Source organism: Limibacterium fermenti (assembly GCF_041902845.1).
GTDB classification, from domain to species: domain Bacteria; phylum Bacteroidota; class Bacteroidia; order Bacteroidales; family Dysgonomonadaceae; genus Limibacterium; species Limibacterium fermenti.
Window position 1 is genome coordinate 482,933 of record NZ_CP159486.1, and the last position, 17,361, is coordinate 500,293.

The following is a 17,361-nucleotide window of genomic DNA, read 5'->3' on the forward strand; positions in this document are numbered from 1 at the left end:
TGTATGTGTGAAAATAAAAAACGCACGACAGGGACGTTTATTTAACGATCATTTAAATGATCGTTAAATAAACAAGTTCCCGTTGCGTTTATGATTTTTTTCATCTAAATGAAAAAATATGAATGTCTATTTTTTAGGAATGAATACCCAAAAGTAGGCCGTTCCCCATTCGCCCGTTCCTGCAGGAGCATAGGCAAGCACCAATCGATCGGAGGTTAACTCGAGTATATCGAATGTATTTACGGCTATTTTGTCTTCATCGGGAGATACACCGCACAAAATGGTTACGCCCGTTGTTTTAAATTGACCTTTTGCCCATAATATCCCTCCGGAAGTGGTTTTGGTTTTAGTTAAATCAAAAGAGAATGTTCCTGTCAACGAAGTGCCGTCACTTTTATTTTTCGTTAGGGATGCTCCGCTTATGGAAAATATCATACTTGCATTGGCTCCTTCACCTTTTGCTTGTTCCTCCATGCCATCCGGATTGAGTACCCACCACGAAGGTTCGGTGCTGGCTAGATATCCTCCGTTACCCCAACATTTAGATTCCGCCCATACCCATTCTTTTTCTCCTTCACCACAGAGATACCCCCATTCGGCAGGTACGGAGAAGGATAGTTCTTCTACATTGACTGTTAATGTTTTATTGATTGTCGTCCCATCGGGATTCAATCCGGTAAATAGAATGTCGTTATCACCGGTTATCACCAGTAGAACCGTATCGGTCATCTTTTGGGAAACACCTACACCATAATTCCAGTTTGACATTACAGGACTATGGTTTTCCATGATGATTTTATTGGATCTTTTTCCATTTACCATAACCGGTGTAGCAGAAATATTCAATTGCTCTGCCTTGATGGGGTCGCCAATCGATAATCTATTTTCTATCGGTTCGCAAGCGGATAGCAGTATTATAAAAAATACGGATAAATATATAATTATTTTATTCATGTTATTTACGTATTATCATTAAACAATAGGAAAATTACCATCCGGGGAATTCAGCATCAGCCGTTCCCCAGCCTTTATTTTGTGTCAGTACTCCGTTGGAGAGTTCGATTTGGGATTGAGGAATAGGCCAGAATCCGCCGGTAGCTTCATATCGAGCTTTGTATCCTCCGCCAAAAGCCCTCATGGTGGCATTTACGCCCCGGTTTTTGATAGCCACTCCTTCTTGCTCGCCCAACTCAACGGCGGCATCCCCCCATCTCATCAGGTCGAAATAGCGCAATCCTTCGAATGCCAGTTCCCAACGGCGTTCTTTTTTTATAGCATCGAGAGAGTAGGGTATCGCAGGTAAATTGACTCTCGTTCGAACTCTTGTCAGCCCCGAATTGTCTTGTTTGAGCTCTGAATGCATCAATAAAACATCCGCAAAACGGATTAAGACCATATCCTGAGTGTGTGCTAATTGATAGTCTACCTTCGCTCCATCTTTCAAAATAGCATACGACAGAGTAAACTTCTTATTTTCATCATAAGCGGAAATAGGCATATATTTTTTCTGCCAATATCCGGTTTCTTCCATTTGCTTATCTGCCCCCCATTCATACGTTTTCAATTCCGTCTCGACATCGAGTATTGAGGCGGTACGTCTTAAGTCGTTCGGTTCTGCTTGTTTCCATTCGTTCCACATCTCCGAGTTGACAGGTCCGGCTCCCCAACCTTGCCCGAAGGGGAAGGTCGATTCGCCTCCATTATTACTTCTTAGTCCAAAATGAAGGTTATATTGATTGGAATAACCCAATGTGAAGTCAGTTCCCCAGTCAACGGATGTGCCGAACTTAATGGCAAATACCGTTTCTTTATTGCCGTCGCCTTCCCATTTTAATCCTTTACCTTTCGTATATTCGTAATTTTCTACGGTATACTCATTGGTATAGGGCCATAAATTGCGAAAATCACCGACCAAATCATGCCCGCTTTTCGAAATGCAGTCTTCAAGCCATTCAATTACTTCACTTTTACTCACACTCCCTTCTTCTCCAGGCAACGGTAAAGAATCTTTTCCATAATATCCTGTATAGAACAAAAATACCCGGGCCATCAGAGTTTCTGCAGCCCATTTTGTTGCATGTCCTGCTTCGACGGAAGTATAAGGCGTTGAATACATCATATTGATTGCATTCTTCAAATCCGATGCAATTTGAGCATATGTTTCATCGGCGGGAGTTTTGGGAATATTTTCCGCTTCTGTCTTTAAGACCAATGGAACTTCGCCGAACGTTTGCGATAGTTCGAAATAAAATAATGCCCGAAGGAAATAAGCTTCGCCTTTAAAATGGTTTTTTTGTGCTTCGCTTTCCCATCCCGAACAGTTATTCAATGTTTCAAGCGCCGTATTGGCACGGAAGATTCCTTTATAACGCGCTTCCCAGAATGTGCCTAACCGGCTGGGTTTGGTATTCATTAAATGATCGAACCCTTGCATATCCTTATCATTTTCACCCCCGCCGCCAAAGCGATCGTCAGAAGCTAATTCAGCCATATAAAAATGGGTGTCTTGGGGATAAGATATCGCCGCACTGAGGGTGCTGTATATCCCTGTCAAACTCTTTTGGGCATCCTCTAATGTCATAGGAAAGTTGCTGCTATTTTGCATAGTATAACTTTCGGTATCAAGGAAATTTTCACATCCCGATAAAATGAAGGCAAAAATTATTGTAAGTCTATATATATTATTTTTCATACTTGTATTCCTTTAAAATTTCAAATTAATACCCATTAAAAATGTTCTTGGACTGGGATAAAAGCCTAAATCAATTCCACTAACCCAACTTTCTTCATCTCCATATCCGATTTCAGGATCCATTCCGGAATAGTTAGTAATAGTAAACAGGTTCTGCGCCGTAAAATATACACGGAGTTGACTAAAGGGCATCTTAGGAATGGCTTTCTTTAAATCATATCCTAACGTAATATTTTGCAATTTGACATAATCTCCGTTTTCGATATAGATATCAGAGATAGTCTGCCAGTTTGTATGGCTCCCGCTGGTTAAACGAGGAAGCGTATTCGATGTCCCTTCTCCATGCCATCGATTAAATATTTCAGTGGTATAATTCTGTAGGGGAGAGTCCGCAAATGAACGATACGATTTCGCTATCTGATGACCGAATTTACCCATAGCGGTGAAAGATAAATCGATCCCTTTGTATCCGAAATTTAACGATAAACTACTTTGAAAATCAGGGTGTGGGTTGCCAATCATTACTTTGTCTTCATCGGTTATAGCTCCGTCCTTATTGGTATCAACAAATATTAAATCACCGGGTTGAGCTCCTTCTAATTTTGCGGGAGTAGAAGCTATTTGCTCTGCATTTTGGAACACTCCGGCGGTTTTATATCCCCAGAAGTATCCGATAGGAAAATCTACTTGAGCACGATACATTTCTTTTGTACCCTGACTTAAAACATTTTCTTTTCCATGAATGATTCCTTCGGCGTTGGCTATACGAATAACTTTGTTTTTATTGTAAGCGATATTAAAATTCGCTCCATAAGTAAACTCCGCGACTTTGTCATTCCAACTCAATCCCAATTCAAATCCTTTGTTTTGGATGTCTCCGCCATTTATATACGGGGGATTTGTACCATAAGATGCCAATATAGGAGCAACAACTAACCAATCCTTTGTCGTTTTCTTATACCAATCGAATACTACTCCTAAGCGGCTTCTAAGGAAACGGGCATCTAATCCTAAATCCAATTGTTCGGATGTCTCCCATGTAACGTTGGGATTGGACAAAATGTAGGGATAGGCTCCGGTAATCAAGTCTTTTTTATTATTGTTGAAATAATAGCCGTTGTGTTTGTCATAAGCGATGAGTGATAAATATTGGAAAGGGTCAATATCGCAGTTCCCGTTTTGTCCCCAACTGGCACGGATTTTTAAGAAATCCATCCATGAACGGGAATTATCCATAAATGATTCATTGGTTAAAACCCAGCCAGCGGAAATGGAAGGAAAATATCCCCATCTTTTACCTTTTGCAAAATTAGAGGAGCCATCCGTACGTAAAATGATTGTTGCCAGATATTTTTCCTTATAATTATAATTGACACGTCCGAAGAATGATGCAATGGCACCTGCTCCCCAAGGTGCTCCTCCAACACTTGTTTCAATTATGCTGATATTCGGAGCATTTTCTAGCCAAGCATGCTTCCAAGATCCCGGAAATAATGTGCTGGAATTCGCTCCGTTGATAGTTTCTCCCATTCCCCATTTTTCAATGGACTGTCCCAATATCGCATCTAAAGTGTGAATATCATTGGAGTTGAAAATATACGATAGGGTATTATCCAGCGTATAGCTGTATCCGACACTTTGGTCTTGACTTATATCGTCTGTTGTATTCGTGATTGTTGTGGATAAGTTATAAGTCGGAGTGTACTGTCGATAACTGGATGAATTCATTTTATATCCAAAGCTGCTTCTAAAAATTAGATTCTTAATCGGCTGTATTTCTAAATAAGCATTTGCTAATAAAGAATGATTTTTTGATAAGTTTTGCCCTCTTCGATATATCATTTCGGCTATTGGGTTGGTTATAGATCCTCCCAGTCCCCAACTATCGTTTAATTTACTTTGTTGATCGTAGTAATTTCCTTCGGCATTGTATACGGGCATGAGCGGATTTCCTACCAGCATATTATGCACATCATTCCAATAAATGTTCCCGATTCCGATGCCTGATTTTTTATTGTAAGTATAAGTTAAGTTTTCACCGATTTTAATAGCATCGAAATCCTTTACTTTTAGTAATACATGTTCTGAGTTAATTCTGGCCGTAGAACGTGCATTGTAAGGTTGGACGGGCTTACCTATAATTCCGTCTTGATCGGAATAAGAAAAGCCCATGGAAAATTTAGATGCATTCGTTCCACCCGTTAATCCCAATGAATGATTTTGTGTCGGGGCATTTTTATTCCTCGCTTCTTCCATCCAATTTGTGCCATTCCATGTGCCATCCATAATTAGGGGATACTGATTAGGTATTTCTTCCGAGAAGTTAATCAGCATGGGAATTCCGCCTTCATTAAATCGCGATTCATTGATGACGGTCATGTACTCTTTAGCATTTAATAGTGAGGGCATTTTATATACATTTTGCCACCCGACCCAACTGTCATAATTAAATTGAATTTTACCCCCTTTTGCCTTTTTTGTGGTAACTAAAATTACTCCATTCGCTGCTCGGGCTCCATAAATAGCTGCGGATGCGGCATCTTTCAACACATCAATAGATTCTATGTCGGACGGATTTAAAGTGTTTATATCTCCGCCTGCTACTCCATCAATGACATATAAAGGGGCTGAATTTCCAATGGTTCCAATACCCCGCACCGTTACTTTAAATCCTTCTCCTGGCATTCCGGAGCTTTGAGTAATATTTACCCCCGGAGCTTGGCTTTGTAAAGCACTTAAGGCACTTGTCGTGCTTAACTTTGTTAAATCATCGCCATTAACTTGAATGGTAGCCCCGGTTATAAGTTTCTTTTTTTGCACGCCATAACCCACTACTACCACTTCTTCGAGTGATTTAGTATCTTCTTGCAGAATAATCTCGAAATTTGTTTTTCCTGCCGTATTGATTTCTTGCTCGTGATAGCCGATATAAGAAATTCTGATTATAGCATTTTCCTCTACATTTAAGGAAAAATATCCATCCACATCGGTAATGATACCGTTAGAAGCGGATCCTTCTTCAACTATATTGGCACCGATAATCGGCTCCCCATTCATATCCGCTACAGTTCCGGTAATCCGTTTCTTTTGTTGCTGTAGAGATGCGGCGTCGGCGATCTCTTTCGTTTTTTCAACGGAAGCTATGATGATGTGGTTGCCTTCCATCGAATAGTCAAGTCCTTTCTCTCTTAGCGTTTCTTTCAGCACTTTCGACACGGATTCGTGTTTCGCTCTGACCGATACTTTTTCATTTGCATTCACTTTTTCGTTATAGATGAAGAGGTAATCGGTTTGCTTTTCAATGTCGTTCAAGACTTCTTTTAATGTTACGCTGCGCTTATTGATCGTGACTCTGGCGTTTTGTGAATAAGACGATTCGGCAAGAGAGCAAAAGACGCAGGTAAATAATAGAATAACGGTCGTTCGCATAATCAATAAAAAATGTTTAATGGGCACATTTTCGGTTAAAGTGTTACCCGTTTGATTGTTTTTCTTCATACATTTGTACTTGTTTTGTTGTTAATACGATTTAATTGTTTGAATTGTGTTAATGAATACTCCTTTCCGGTGAGTGTTGCAGCACTTGCCGGATTTTTTCTTCATGTTACATAGCTTTTTGTTTATACCATAGTTTCTCTATTTAAAAATTAATCATTGAATATATATAATGTTTTTTTCATCATCTCTATAATAGTTGAAATGAATACTTTTCTGCAAAACTCGTAAAGCATAATCCACTCCATCGGATTGTCGGAATTTTCCGGTATAACTGTGCTGGGGGAGCTTGCACATATTTACCTGAATTTTTATATCGAAATATTTTTCCAGCGAAATCAATATGTCTTCCAACTTTTTCTTTTCAAAAGCTATGAATCCGTCTTTCCACAAATATTTATCCGTATTGATAATAGGGGAGACGTATAGTTTATTATCGTAAAGGGTGCTTTTTTCCTTCGCACGGAGACTGGTAAGTTTTTGATTTTCTCTATAAATATCGACGCTCCCTTCAAATAAAGCTGTTTCGAAACTTCCGAATTTCGAATAGGCTTCTACATTGAATGCCGTGCCGGTCACTTTTATATCGCCGGCGGATGTTTTTACGATGAAAGGCTTTTTAGTGTCTTTACTCACATCGAAATAACCTTCTCCATCGAGATATACAACTCGTTCTTTGCCTGAAAAACCGGAAGGATATCGGAAGGTGGTGTTGGCGTTGAGCCATAAATTCGTGCTATCCGCCAGTACGAGATTGATTCGCTGCCCCGGAGGAACGATAATGGTATTGTATTGTGCCGATAACTGATTATGATGAAGAACGTTGTTCGCATAAAATCCACAGACGATCAGGAGGGCCAACATGGCGGCGGCTGTAATCGCCCAAGGCAATAACTGACGTTTTTGCGGGCGTAACAATGTCTTTTCTTCGACACGGTTAAGTAAAATCGAATCGTAAAGGAACCGTTCATGATGCAATATTTCGATATTCCGTGTATCGTCGTCCAGCCATGCCTGAATGAGCATTTCCTCTTCACGGGACGCGGAACCTTCGAAAAATTTATATAAAACTGTTTTGTCGATCATTATAGTAGATGTGTTGTTCAACCTATTTTAGGAACCTATCTGATATAATAACAAAACAGGGTAGGCTATCCCTAATGGAAATCTTCTTTTTAACATAATCGGGCGACAAAAGAAATAGGAGCAAAGAGCAAAGAACAAAGAACAAAGACAGAAGACAGGAGACTGGAGACACTTTTCGGTCAATTGTTTGTGTGAAATTGTTCATCCAACACACTTTTTAGTCAATTGCTCGTGTAGGATTGTCCATTCAACACACTTTTTGGTTAATTGCTCGTGTAGGATTGTCCATTCAACAGACTTTTTGGTTAATTGCTTGTGAAAGATTGTTCATCCAACAGACTTTTCGGTCAATTGTTTGTAGTATTTTGTCTGTCCAACGGGTTTTATGGGTAAAATACGATGAACGTTTGCCCATTCAACATGTTTGACAGGTAAAAGGAGTTCGGCTTTTCCTTCCGTTACAGGTGGAATGAGTTACTTGAACAAAAGAAATGCGAACGGAAGCAGAATCATAAAGTCTTTCAGCGAAATGCGCAGTGCGGCAAGCGCTTTGGAGATATGAAATTCGATGGCTTTGGTCGAAAGAGTGATTCTTTCGGCTATTTCTTTGTGCGAAAGATCTTCATTACGGCTCAACAAAAAGATTTGACGGGTTTTTTCGGGGAGATCCGAAAGCGTCCGGTCGATGATTTCCTTGACTTCGTTCGAGAAAATCATTTCCGGATTGCAGGCTTCCAGGGTATTGATGCGGGTAGTCAATGCTCATAGAGAATGATCGGAAAGCTGTTTTTCTACGCGCTGCCTCATCTGTTCACGCTGTAGGTGATTGATACATTTGTTTTTTACAATGGCCAGAATATAGGCCGGAGGGTTTGTGTCGGCCGTCAGCGTATTTCTGTTTTCCCAATAGGCGATGAAGGCTTCCGATACATAATCTTCCGCCATCGTGGAATCTTTTAGGTACCCTATCGCAAAACGGACAAATTGACGGTAATAATTGTCAAAAAGTTCGTTGAAAAGAGATAGTTTCGATAGCTTTTCCATGTCATTATACCATTTTTACACCCTTATGCGGAATTGATCCGTGCATTCCGTTTTTCCATTTACGGATATAAAATTAAAAATAAATTTCTGTTTAACCCGCGTAAACATCTTTTTTATTCTGAAGGGTGCACCCGACGCGCTAACGACCTCGAGGAATGCGCTAACGATTTTCAGAAACGTCCTAATGACTTCGAGAAATGCGCTAACGACCTCGAGAAACACGCTAATAACTTTCAGAAACGTCCTAACTGTTCGGCGTTTTGTCCTGACGGTCAAGTTTATTATCCTGCCGGCGTGACTGTTTGTTTTAGGGATAGGATAAACAGGCGCGCCAACCCGTATGCTCTACTCTTTTAGCGCGCCTGTTTGCAAGTGGAGTCTTATTGTATTTTTTCCAGTTTAACGGCAAATCCGCCTCCGGGTGCGAGATGGACGGACAAGTTGTCGCCACTCGTCACATTCCGTACTTCCCGTTTGTAATCGCTGCCTTTGCGGTGTGCATTGGCTCCGTCGCGGAAAAGCGTCATCCGGTATTCCCCCTGCGGCAGAAACGACAGGTCGATGCTCATATCGCGCTCATCCCAACCGGTAATCCCGCCGATGTACCAATCGTTGCCTTTACGCCGGGCGAGTGTTACATATTTCGCGACCTCCCCGTTCAGGGCTACCGATTCGTCCCAGACCGTCGGGATTTGAGCAATAAACTCGAGCGATTCGAGCTCTTTCATGTAGTTGGTCGGGCTGTCGCACAACATGTTGAGCGGCGAGTCGAACACTACATAGAGCGCCAGTTGCCGTGAACGCGTTCCCTGACTCATGGGTTCGGTGTTGATGGGACGATAGTTTCCCCGCGAAGCGTTGCGCATGGCACCCTGCGTATAATCCATCGGCCCGGCGACCATGCGGATGAAAGGAATCGTCACATCGTACGTCACCATATCCACCGATTCGGGCGACCATTTCAGTTGTTCCAACCCATGCACACCTTCAAAATTCAACACATTGGGATAGGTGCGTTGCAGTCCGGCAGGCTTATACATGCCGTGGAAATCGAGCAGGAGCCGGTGTTTGGCCGCCGTTTGGGAGGCGCGATGGATAAAATCGACCATTTGTTGATCGTCGCGATCCATAAAATCGACTTTGAATCCCTTTACGCCCAAGTCGGCGTAGTGTTTGCAAACACGTTCCATATCGCGGTCGAAAGCCCAATAGCCGGCCCAAAGGATAATCCCCACATTCCGTTCGTTGCCGTATCGGATAATTTCGGGCAAGTCGATAGAAGGTACAACCTGAAAAAGATCGGCTTGCAGGTTTACGGCCCATCCTTCGTCGAGAATGACATATTCAATGCCGTTGCGATAAGCAAAATCGATATAGTATTTATATGTTTCGGTATTGACACCCGACTCAAAATCGACTCCGTAAATATTCCAGTCGTTCCACCAATCCCAAGCCACTTTCCCGGGTTTGATCCACGAGATGTCGTCCACACGCGAAGGAGATGCCAATTTGTAGCTCATGTCGGAGACTGCCAATTCTTTATCTTCTGCCGACACAATCGCTATCCGCCAAGGGAAAGTGCGGGCGCCCTTTACTTCGGCGATATAGTTTTCCCTTTCACGGACGAGTTGTTGCAACCGATTGTGTCCACCCTGTTCGGTTGTTTTGGGATATCCGGCGAAGACGCTTTTCAGCGAGTAGCCATCGCCTTTGTTTAAATACAATCCGGGATAAGCTTCTAAGTCGGCTTCTGTGATGCAAATCTTCTTGCCGTTGGGCGCTTCCACCAGCAAAGGAAGGAAGATAAGGCGGCCGGCATCTAGTTGCGACAGTTTTACCTGCTCATACGTATTCTCGAAAGAATTACGGAATTGTTTTTCGAACGATTCTTTCTCCCCGTTGGAGTTGTTGCGTACGTAAGCCGTGTAGGTTCCGAAGTCTGCCGGGAAAGAAAATCCGGCTTCTTCCGCCTGTATCTGCAAGGCTTCTTTGCGTGAACTGAAAAAACGATAGGCCATTCCTTCGTTATAGACCCTGAATGTCAATCCCCAATCGCCGCGGAAGCGGATGGTGAGTTCGTTATATTCGTCTTTCACCGTTTCAGAAATACCGAAAGGAGAGGATATGACTCCGCTGTGGGGAGTGACTTTACTGCCGGATATACGGGCATCTTTTCCCCATACCTCCCCTGAAGCCAGTGTCAGGGACAAAGGCGAGCGCTCGAGCAGGACATCTCCTCCGTGAGTAAGTGTATAACGGATGTCTTTATCGACACGTACTTCCACTATGATTTTCCCATCGGGGGACTGAGCGGTGAGTGTTTTCGCGGCATACCCCAATGCCGGAATCACTAAAATGAGCATGATGATTATAAATATCTTTTTCATTCGTTTATAGTTAAAAAGTTGTTTTGTTTTTTTATTTTCTTCGCTTTCCCTGCAAAATTAGATAATAAAAACTATAAACAAACGCCAACTACGGTTTTTTTATTTATTTTTGTGCGAAAAGGAGGTCGGTCAATTGTTTATTCCCGAATTAGATTAAAGTGAATTCATCCAATAAAAAAATAAATTACGCTACGGTATTCTTCCTGTTTACGACGCTTGTACTGGCTGTGCTGTTGATTGTCAATCTGACGAAACAACAAAAACAACAAGGGTATGACAGTTCGTCTATCATGAGCCGTATTTCTTATATTCAGGAACTTGCGTTGGTTCGATATAACTACACGGGAGTGATTGCTTTTAAAGATCATAAAAAATTCCTGAATCTGAATATTCCACTCACCGATAAATATTTTTTAATCAAATATAACGGACATATTAAGGCGGGCGTCGATTTTAGCCGCATTAAAATAGATGTACAAGATGAAACATCGGTACATGTGTCTATTCCGAAGCCCCGTATACTCGATACGGTAATCGATGAAAATACCATACAGGTATTTAACGAGAGTGAGAATGCATTCAACCCTTTGAAAATATCGGACTATAACGATGCGATTGCGCGCGAAAAAACGGTTATGGCGCAAGATGCCGTCAAGCAGGGCGTTTATACTCAGGCCACCGACCAAGCCAAACTGGCCATTACGGCGCTATTGGAGCAAATGGGTTTTACCGACATTCGTATAACGGAAGAATTAACCGTGCCTTCTATCCATTAACTTTATGACAATATGAAATTTACAACGCAACTGTTTCTTTATTGGGTTTCTATTTTTTTGATTTTCTTTTTGGCGATAATCGTCATCATGAGTGTTTTTTGGGGATTGAATCTGACTATTTGGCAAGCTCTTTCGGTCTTTCTTATTGCCGGGGTCGTTCCTCCCGCAATTATCTCTTTGATATTATATAAACGACTGAATTATATGGAGTCGGAAGACTTGCAACCGCCGGATTTTCACGGATCGAAACAGGCGACCTTTAAATTTAAGTCGCACTCAAAGCATCCGTTTGACGACATTTTGCAGCGCATCGACCGGCAATGGATTATTTCGTATTCCGATCGTCCTAACCACGTGGTTAAGTTTCGAACGGATGCCCGGATGATTTCATGGGGAATAGGAGGATACGTCAAAATGATTGCCGAGGATCAGTTATTGGTCGTTGTATATCCCATTTTTGAAAATTCCCGTCGCGAAGAACGTATCATGAATCAGACTTTGCGATTGATGCAGGCCATTTTAAATCCTTGATTCACGCGAGGTATTGCTTCCGGCTTGACAAATAAATAATTACCACGGACATCGTTTGGGACGATACCCTCGGTAGGAAGGAGAGGCTTTTATCCGTTAACCCGGATGGAGCAATAAAACAGTTTCATTCGCAATAAACAATCACACTTTCGTTGACGAATTGTATAAAATCGGCATACTCTTTTCTGGTAATCATTTTCGGATAACTTAGAATGAGCAATTCCTGCGGTTCCGAATCCTTGCGATACGGCAAATGCATGAAGCGGTAAGGCGTAAGAGTGAATCCTGATTTTTCATAAAACTGGAGACGTCGTACCGATAATTCGTTAACCAGGGGATCTATTTCAAGAATGATGGTGTGGTTGGAATCCCGTAAATAATGAAGTATTTGCGATCCATATCCTTGTCCCTTGAGATCGGGAGACACGGCCAAGTACTCCAAGTAACGGTAAGAATCCCATTCCCAATAAAAAAGGATTCCTATCAGCCGGCCGTCTTCCCAAACCGATAAAGGATAAAAACGAGGATCATTACAGGCACGGAGATGATCATCCTCTTTCCGTCGTTCTGCCAACGGAAAGCTTTCTTCATACAATTGCCACACTTGGTCCCATCTATCGCTGTCTGTTTGATCTATTTTCAGAAATTCCATTACAAATCTAATAAAGATGCAAAAATACAAAAAAGGCCGGTAAAAGACATCCCTTTTTCAGATTTCACAACTTCCATCGGCTGCACAGGCCTTTCCCTTTGTGATTATTATCTCTTCCTTTTCCTTTTCTACGCGCGCTTTCCAATCTCTATAGGCATTATTCAGCACTTTCACGAACAGCTCTTCCGGTTCCGAACCGATGATTGCCTGCCGTCGGTCGAAGAGGAAAGTCGGTACGGTGTCGAATCCCAGATTGGCCGCTTCCTGTATGTCTTGTTTAATTTCATACCGATAATCGTCGCTGTTCAGCATCCGGGAAATAGGTTCTTCTTCCAGTCCCGCTTCTTTACCGATATGTAGGAGTACGTTCCGGTCGCTATAATCTTGGGCATCTTCAAAATACGCTTTCGACAATAGCGAAACGACTTTCGTTTCCAAGCCTTTTGTTGCCGCTAACTTAATTAGGCGGTGGGCGTCGCGTGTATTGGCGGCAACGGCATTCCGCAGATTAAACGGTATGCCTGCTTCTTTTGCCAATTGTTCAACGTGCGCAAATGAACCCTCCATCTTATCTTTCGAAAAGCCGAGATTGCGGGTGAAATATTCGGTAAGCGGATATCCTTGTCCCTTATCCGGAAGATCCGGATTCAATTGAAACGCTTTCCATTCCAACACAACTTCCGCTGCGTGGTCAAACTTCCGCAAGGCGCTTTCGTAATGTTTCTTACCTATATAACAATACGGACACATAATATCGGTCCAAACTTCTATTTTCATATGTGTTATTGTAAATTCTATGCAAGACTAAACAACTTGTTCCTCCTTTTTGTTTAGCGGTAGGTGTTTCCTAATTAAAAGAACGGTAAAATGATACAAGAAACAAAAAAACGGCTTTGGACGAAAGATTTTGTCCTGCTCACCTCCGCCAATCTTCTGATGGCAATTGCTTTTTATTTTATGACTCCGGTGATGCCGCTTTTTATGGCCGATCGATTCCAATCCGATACCGCAGAGATCGGAATGATTATGTTTACTTTTGCCGTTGCGGCCATTATTATGCGCCCTTTTTCGGGATTTTTGCTCGATTTCCTTAACCGCTACGTTGTTTATCTGATTGCTTTTGTCTTTTTTATGTTGCTTTTTCTGGGATATGCTTTGGCTGCAACCGTTACGCTGATGCTTGTCCTGCGCTTTTTGCACGGATTGACTTGGGGAACCATGAATACGGCTGCTTACACCATGGCGGTGGATCTTACTCCTGCCAAACGGAGAGGGGAGGGGCTGGGCTTTTTCGGTTTGTCGATGAATGTAGCCATGGCTGTTGCTCCCATGCTTGCCCTCGCTATTATACACCGCTCGGGTTATAATATCTTGTTTTATTCGGCGGTATTATTTTGTTTTGTGGCTCTTTTATGCGCTTTTTTTGTACGCGTGCCGCAATTGTCACGAACAGCTTCTGTGAAATTCTCGTTTTCCGGATTATTTGAAAAATCCGCTCTTCCTATTGCCATCATTGCGTTATTAACTCAAGTTTCCTATGGCGGAATCTTGTCGTTTATCGCCTTATACGGCAGAGAAATCGGAGTAGAAAGTAGCGGACTGTTTTTTTTGCTTCTTTCGGTCGGCTTAGCCATCGCACGCATCTTAAGCGGACGGCTGTTTGATAAAATAGGCCCTGCCAAAGTGTCATTCTTCGGATTGATATTACTGGTCTTCGGATTAGTCTTAGTGGGGTACGCGCCTACCTCGATCGGGTTCCACTGTGCCGCGTTTGTATTAGGAATCGGTTTTGGTGTCTTAGCGCCTGCTTTTCAGGCGATGGCTAATAATCATGTGGTACCTGAGCGGCGCGGTGCGGCCAATTCTACCTATTTGATGTTTTTCGATTCAGGCATCGGCATAGGAATGCTGCTATTCGGGCAATTGATTGATCGGATAGGCTATGCCGGTACATTTTACGTTTCTGCTGTGATTACCCTCGTCGCATTAATCGTCTTTTTCTCTTATACATTGCCCAACTATCTCAAAACGAAGGAATCGTTTTAATCCGAATGAACGATAATGGCTGTAAGCAAGCGAGGGCGTCGTTTCAAACGACACCCTCGATGATAGCCTCTGTTATAGTAAAATCTTATGAATTGGGTTGTTCGAGAGCAACCGCTTTCATGGTGATTTGTTGCGATTCTTTATCGAAATCGATAACGACCGTTTCACCTTCTTTGATTCCCGTACGAATGATCATTTCAGCCATTTCGTCTTCAATATACTTTTGAATGGCGCGTTTCAACGGGCGTGCCCCGAATTGGACATCATATCCTTTTAAGGCGATAAACTCTTTCGCCTCATCCGTGATCGATACCTCATATCCCAAATCGCGGATACGTTTGTAAAGACCTTTCAACTCCAGATCGATAATCTTATAAATCGATTCTTTGCTTAACTGGTCGAACATCACGATATCATCGATACGATTCAGAAACTCAGGGGCGAAAGCTTTATTCAACGCTTTTTGGATAATTCCACGCGAGTATTCCGCATCGGTTTGATCCTTGTTTGCATTGAATCCCACACCCCGGCCGAAATCTTTCAATTGACGGGTGCCGATGTTGGATGTCATGATCAGAATGGTATTTTTGAAATCGATCTTCCGGCCTAAACTATCCGTGACATGCCCTTCATCCAATATTTGCAACAAGATGTTAAACACGTCGGGATGGGCTTTCTCGATTTCGTCCAATAACACCACCGAGTATGGGCGACGGCGGACTTTTTCAGTCAACTGGCCCCCTTCTTCGTATCCGACGTATCCCGGAGGCGCACCAACCAAGCGCGAAACATTGAATTTTTCCATGTATTCGCTCATGTCTATGCGTATCAGGTTTTCCGACGAATCGAACAAGTACTCTGCCAGTTTCTTTGCCAAATAGGTCTTTCCGACTCCCGTAGGGCCGAGAAACATGAAGGTTCCGATCGGCTTGTTCGGGTCTTTGAGTCCCACACGGTTACGCTGGATGGCTTTCACCACTTTGTCTACCGCTTCATCTTGTCCGATAATCTGCGACTTAAGATCGCTCTTGATTTCAATCAGCCGTTGGCCTTCGCCTTGCGCAATACGTTGCACAGGCACGCCGGATATCATGGCAACCACTTCGGCCACCTTTTCTTCATCGACGATTTCCGGTTTTTCCTTGATTTCTTTTTGCCAACGTTCTTCTTCCGCTTCCAAGGCCAGCAACAATTGCCGTTGTTTATCGCGATAGCTTGCGGCCAATTCATATTTTTGAGCTTTTACCGCATCGGTTTTCTGTTGTTCTACCTGCTTCAACTCCGCCTCTAAATCCTCAATCGTTTTGGGAATGACAATGTTCGAAATGTGCACACGGGCTCCGGCTTCATCCAATGCATCGATTGCTTTATCGGGGAAGTTCCGGTCGGAAATATAACGGTCGGTTAATTTCACACACGCTTCCAATGCTTCATCCGTATATCTTACGTTATGATGCTCTTCATACCGTTCCTTGATGTTATGCAGAATCTGCAAGGTTTCTTCTGCGGAGGTCGGATCGACGATTACTTTTTGAAAGCGGCGTTCCAAGGCCCCGTCTTTTTCGATATTCTTTCGATATTCATCGAGCGTGGTTGCTCCGATACATTGTATTTCTCCTCGTGCCAGCGCCGGTTTAAGCATGTTGGCCGCGTCGAGCGATCCTGCCGCACCTCCTGCTCCGACGATGGTATGAATTTCGTCGATAAACAAAATGATGTTGGGGTTTTTAGACAATTCATTCAGAATGGCCTTAATGCGCTCTTCAAATTGTCCGCGGTATTTCGTCCCCGCAACAATCGAAGCCATATCCAAGGCGATCACTCGTTTATCGAACAACGCACGGGATACTTTTTTCTGAATGATACGTAACGCCAACCCGTCGACAATAGCCGATTTGCCCACTCCGGGATCACCGATAAGCACAGGATTGTTTTTCTTGCGCCGGCTGAGTATTTGAGCAATGCGCTCAATCTCTTTTTCGCGTCCCACCACAGGATCCAATCTGTTTTCCTGAGCTGCGCGCGTGATATCCGTCCCGAAATTATCGAGAACCGGCGTATCGGATTGGCTGTTTTTGGTTTGAGACGAACTTCCTTGTCCTTTCGGATTGAAAGATGCTTTTTCGGACAAATCGTCGTCATCTTCCGTGAAATTGGGCCCATCGATGGGCAAACCGGTTTCGTCATCATCCAAACGCGTATCCAGAATGTTCTTTACATAAAGAAAAGCGCTCGAATAATCCAATTGAAATTCTCCGAGAATATCGTTTATCAGCGTATTTTTTTCTTTGAGCAAAGCCAAAAGGATGTGTTCGGAATCCGTTTCCTTACTTTTCGTCAGACGAGCTTCAAGAATGCTCATCTTCAACGCTTTTTCCGTATTCTTATTTATCACGACTTCATTGGAACTTTCAAAATGTTCCTGAGCGGCGCGAACATTAGAATCTATATAATTTTTGAGTGTCTTTAAATCAATGTCGAAATCCCGTAACACTTGAATAGCAAGACCTTGACCATCCCTGAGAATGCCGAGCATTAAATGCTCGGGGCCGATATAATTGTTTTGGAGTCGTCCTGCTTCTTCTCGGCTATAGGCCATGATGTCTCTGACTCTTTGAGAAAAGTTGTTATCCATTTATTTTTTCCCTTCTT

General features: G+C 42.7%; 13 protein-coding genes. 3 read left to right on the forward strand and 10 right to left on the reverse strand.

What is annotated here, in order from left to right:
• Positions 1-126 precede the first annotated feature (126 nt).
• The 7 genes from ABNK31_RS02170 to ABNK31_RS02200 all read right to left on the reverse strand — a co-directional run bounded on the left by ABNK31_RS02170 (position 127) and on the right by ABNK31_RS02200 (position 10,704).
• Complete coding sequence (locus ABNK31_RS02170) at positions 127-954, reverse strand: hypothetical protein (RefSeq protein ID WP_418894105.1); 828 nt, start codon at positions 952-954, stop codon at positions 127-129.
• 34 nt (positions 955-988) lie between these two features.
• A complete protein-coding gene (locus tag ABNK31_RS02175; protein ID WP_418894106.1) occupies positions 989-2,692 on the reverse strand; it encodes a RagB/SusD family nutrient uptake outer membrane protein in 1,704 nt (567 codons plus the stop codon).
• Between the two features lie 12 nt (positions 2,693-2,704).
• Complete coding sequence (locus tag ABNK31_RS02180; protein ID WP_418894107.1) at positions 2,705-6,190, reverse strand: TonB-dependent receptor; 3,486 nt, start codon at positions 6,188-6,190, stop codon at positions 2,705-2,707.
• 153 nt (positions 6,191-6,343) lie between these two features.
• A complete protein-coding gene (locus tag ABNK31_RS02185; RefSeq protein WP_418894108.1) occupies positions 6,344-7,273 on the reverse strand; it encodes a FecR family protein in 930 nt (309 codons plus the stop codon).
• A 474-nt stretch (positions 7,274-7,747) separates the two neighbouring features.
• A complete protein-coding gene (locus ABNK31_RS02190; RefSeq protein WP_418894109.1) occupies positions 7,748-8,032 on the reverse strand; it encodes a sigma factor-like helix-turn-helix DNA-binding protein in 285 nt (94 codons plus the stop codon).
• A gap of 3 nt (positions 8,033-8,035) precedes the next feature.
• Positions 8,036-8,317, reverse strand: coding sequence for a sigma-70 family RNA polymerase sigma factor (locus ABNK31_RS02195; RefSeq protein ID WP_418894110.1), 282 nt, complete (start codon positions 8,315-8,317; stop codon positions 8,036-8,038).
• Between the two features lie 380 nt (positions 8,318-8,697).
• Entirely contained in the window at positions 8,698-10,704 is a 2,007-nt protein-coding gene (locus ABNK31_RS02200; protein WP_418894111.1) for a glycoside hydrolase family 97 protein, read from the reverse strand.
• Positions 10,705-10,862: 158 nt separating this feature from the next.
• Here ABNK31_RS02200 and ABNK31_RS02205 point away from each other — a divergent pair, with 158 nt between their 5' ends.
• Together ABNK31_RS02205 and ABNK31_RS02210 are read left to right on the forward strand one after the other, a co-directional pair.
• A complete protein-coding gene (locus ABNK31_RS02205) occupies positions 10,863-11,480 on the forward strand; it encodes a DUF4230 domain-containing protein (protein ID WP_321578940.1) in 618 nt (205 codons plus the stop codon).
• A gap of 12 nt (positions 11,481-11,492) precedes the next feature.
• The gene (locus tag ABNK31_RS02210; protein WP_418894112.1) at positions 11,493-12,011 is read left to right on the forward strand and encodes a hypothetical protein; all 519 of its coding nucleotides are present in this window, start codon (positions 11,493-11,495) and stop codon (positions 12,009-12,011) included.
• Between the two features lie 124 nt (positions 12,012-12,135).
• Here ABNK31_RS02210 and ABNK31_RS02215 read toward each other — a convergent pair whose 3' ends face one another.
• Together ABNK31_RS02215 and ABNK31_RS02220 are read right to left on the reverse strand one after the other, a co-directional pair.
• Entirely contained in the window at positions 12,136-12,663 is a 528-nt protein-coding gene (locus ABNK31_RS02215; RefSeq protein WP_418894113.1) for a GNAT family N-acetyltransferase, read from the reverse strand.
• 57 nt (positions 12,664-12,720) lie between these two features.
• Positions 12,721-13,440 carry a DsbA family oxidoreductase gene (locus ABNK31_RS02220; RefSeq protein WP_418894114.1) on the reverse strand — a complete coding sequence of 240 codons (720 nt, stop codon included), beginning with the start codon at positions 13,438-13,440 and terminating at the stop codon, positions 12,721-12,723.
• A 90-nt stretch (positions 13,441-13,530) separates the two neighbouring features.
• Between ABNK31_RS02220 and ABNK31_RS02225 the strand changes: the two genes are divergently transcribed.
• Positions 13,531-14,709 carry an MFS transporter gene (locus ABNK31_RS02225; RefSeq protein WP_418894115.1) on the forward strand — a complete coding sequence of 393 codons (1,179 nt, stop codon included), beginning with the start codon at positions 13,531-13,533 and terminating at the stop codon, positions 14,707-14,709.
• 85 nt (positions 14,710-14,794) lie between these two features.
• On the opposite strand, the gene ABNK31_RS02230 is transcribed toward ABNK31_RS02225, so the two are convergent.
• A complete protein-coding gene (locus ABNK31_RS02230) occupies positions 14,795-17,344 on the reverse strand; it encodes an ATP-dependent Clp protease ATP-binding subunit (RefSeq protein ID WP_418894116.1) in 2,550 nt (849 codons plus the stop codon).
• Positions 17,345-17,361 lie beyond the last annotated feature (17 nt).

What these genes read in the sequence shown, in the direction of transcription:
- ABNK31_RS02220 (WP_418894114.1), bottom strand. Translation starts at nt 13,440, where the DNA reads ATGAAAATAGAAGTTTGGACCGATATTATGTGTCCGTATTGTTATATA.
- ABNK31_RS02180 (WP_418894107.1), bottom strand. Translation starts at nt 6,190, where the DNA reads ATGAAGAAAAACAATCAAACGGGTAACACTTTAACCGAAAATGTGCCC.
- ABNK31_RS02225 (WP_418894115.1), top strand. Translation starts at nt 13,531, where the DNA reads ATGATACAAGAAACAAAAAAACGGCTTTGGACGAAAGATTTTGTCCTG.
- ABNK31_RS02185 (WP_418894108.1), bottom strand. Translation starts at nt 7,273, where the DNA reads ATGATCGACAAAACAGTTTTATATAAATTTTTCGAAGGTTCCGCGTCC.
- ABNK31_RS02200 (WP_418894111.1), bottom strand. Translation starts at nt 10,704, where the DNA reads ATGAAAAAGATATTTATAATCATCATGCTCATTTTAGTGATTCCGGCA.
- ABNK31_RS02175 (WP_418894106.1), bottom strand. Translation starts at nt 2,692, where the DNA reads ATGAAAAATAATATATATAGACTTACAATAATTTTTGCCTTCATTTTA.
- ABNK31_RS02215 (WP_418894113.1), bottom strand. Translation starts at nt 12,663, where the DNA reads ATGGAATTTCTGAAAATAGATCAAACAGACAGCGATAGATGGGACCAA.
- ABNK31_RS02195 (WP_418894110.1), bottom strand. Translation starts at nt 8,317, where the DNA reads ATGGAAAAGCTATCGAAACTATCTCTTTTCAACGAACTTTTTGACAAT.
- ABNK31_RS02170 (WP_418894105.1), bottom strand. Translation starts at nt 954, where the DNA reads ATGAATAAAATAATTATATATTTATCCGTATTTTTTATAATACTGCTA.
- ABNK31_RS02210 (WP_418894112.1), top strand. Translation starts at nt 11,493, where the DNA reads ATGAAATTTACAACGCAACTGTTTCTTTATTGGGTTTCTATTTTTTTG.
- ABNK31_RS02230 (WP_418894116.1), bottom strand. Translation starts at nt 17,344, where the DNA reads ATGGATAACAACTTTTCTCAAAGAGTCAGAGACATCATGGCCTATAGC.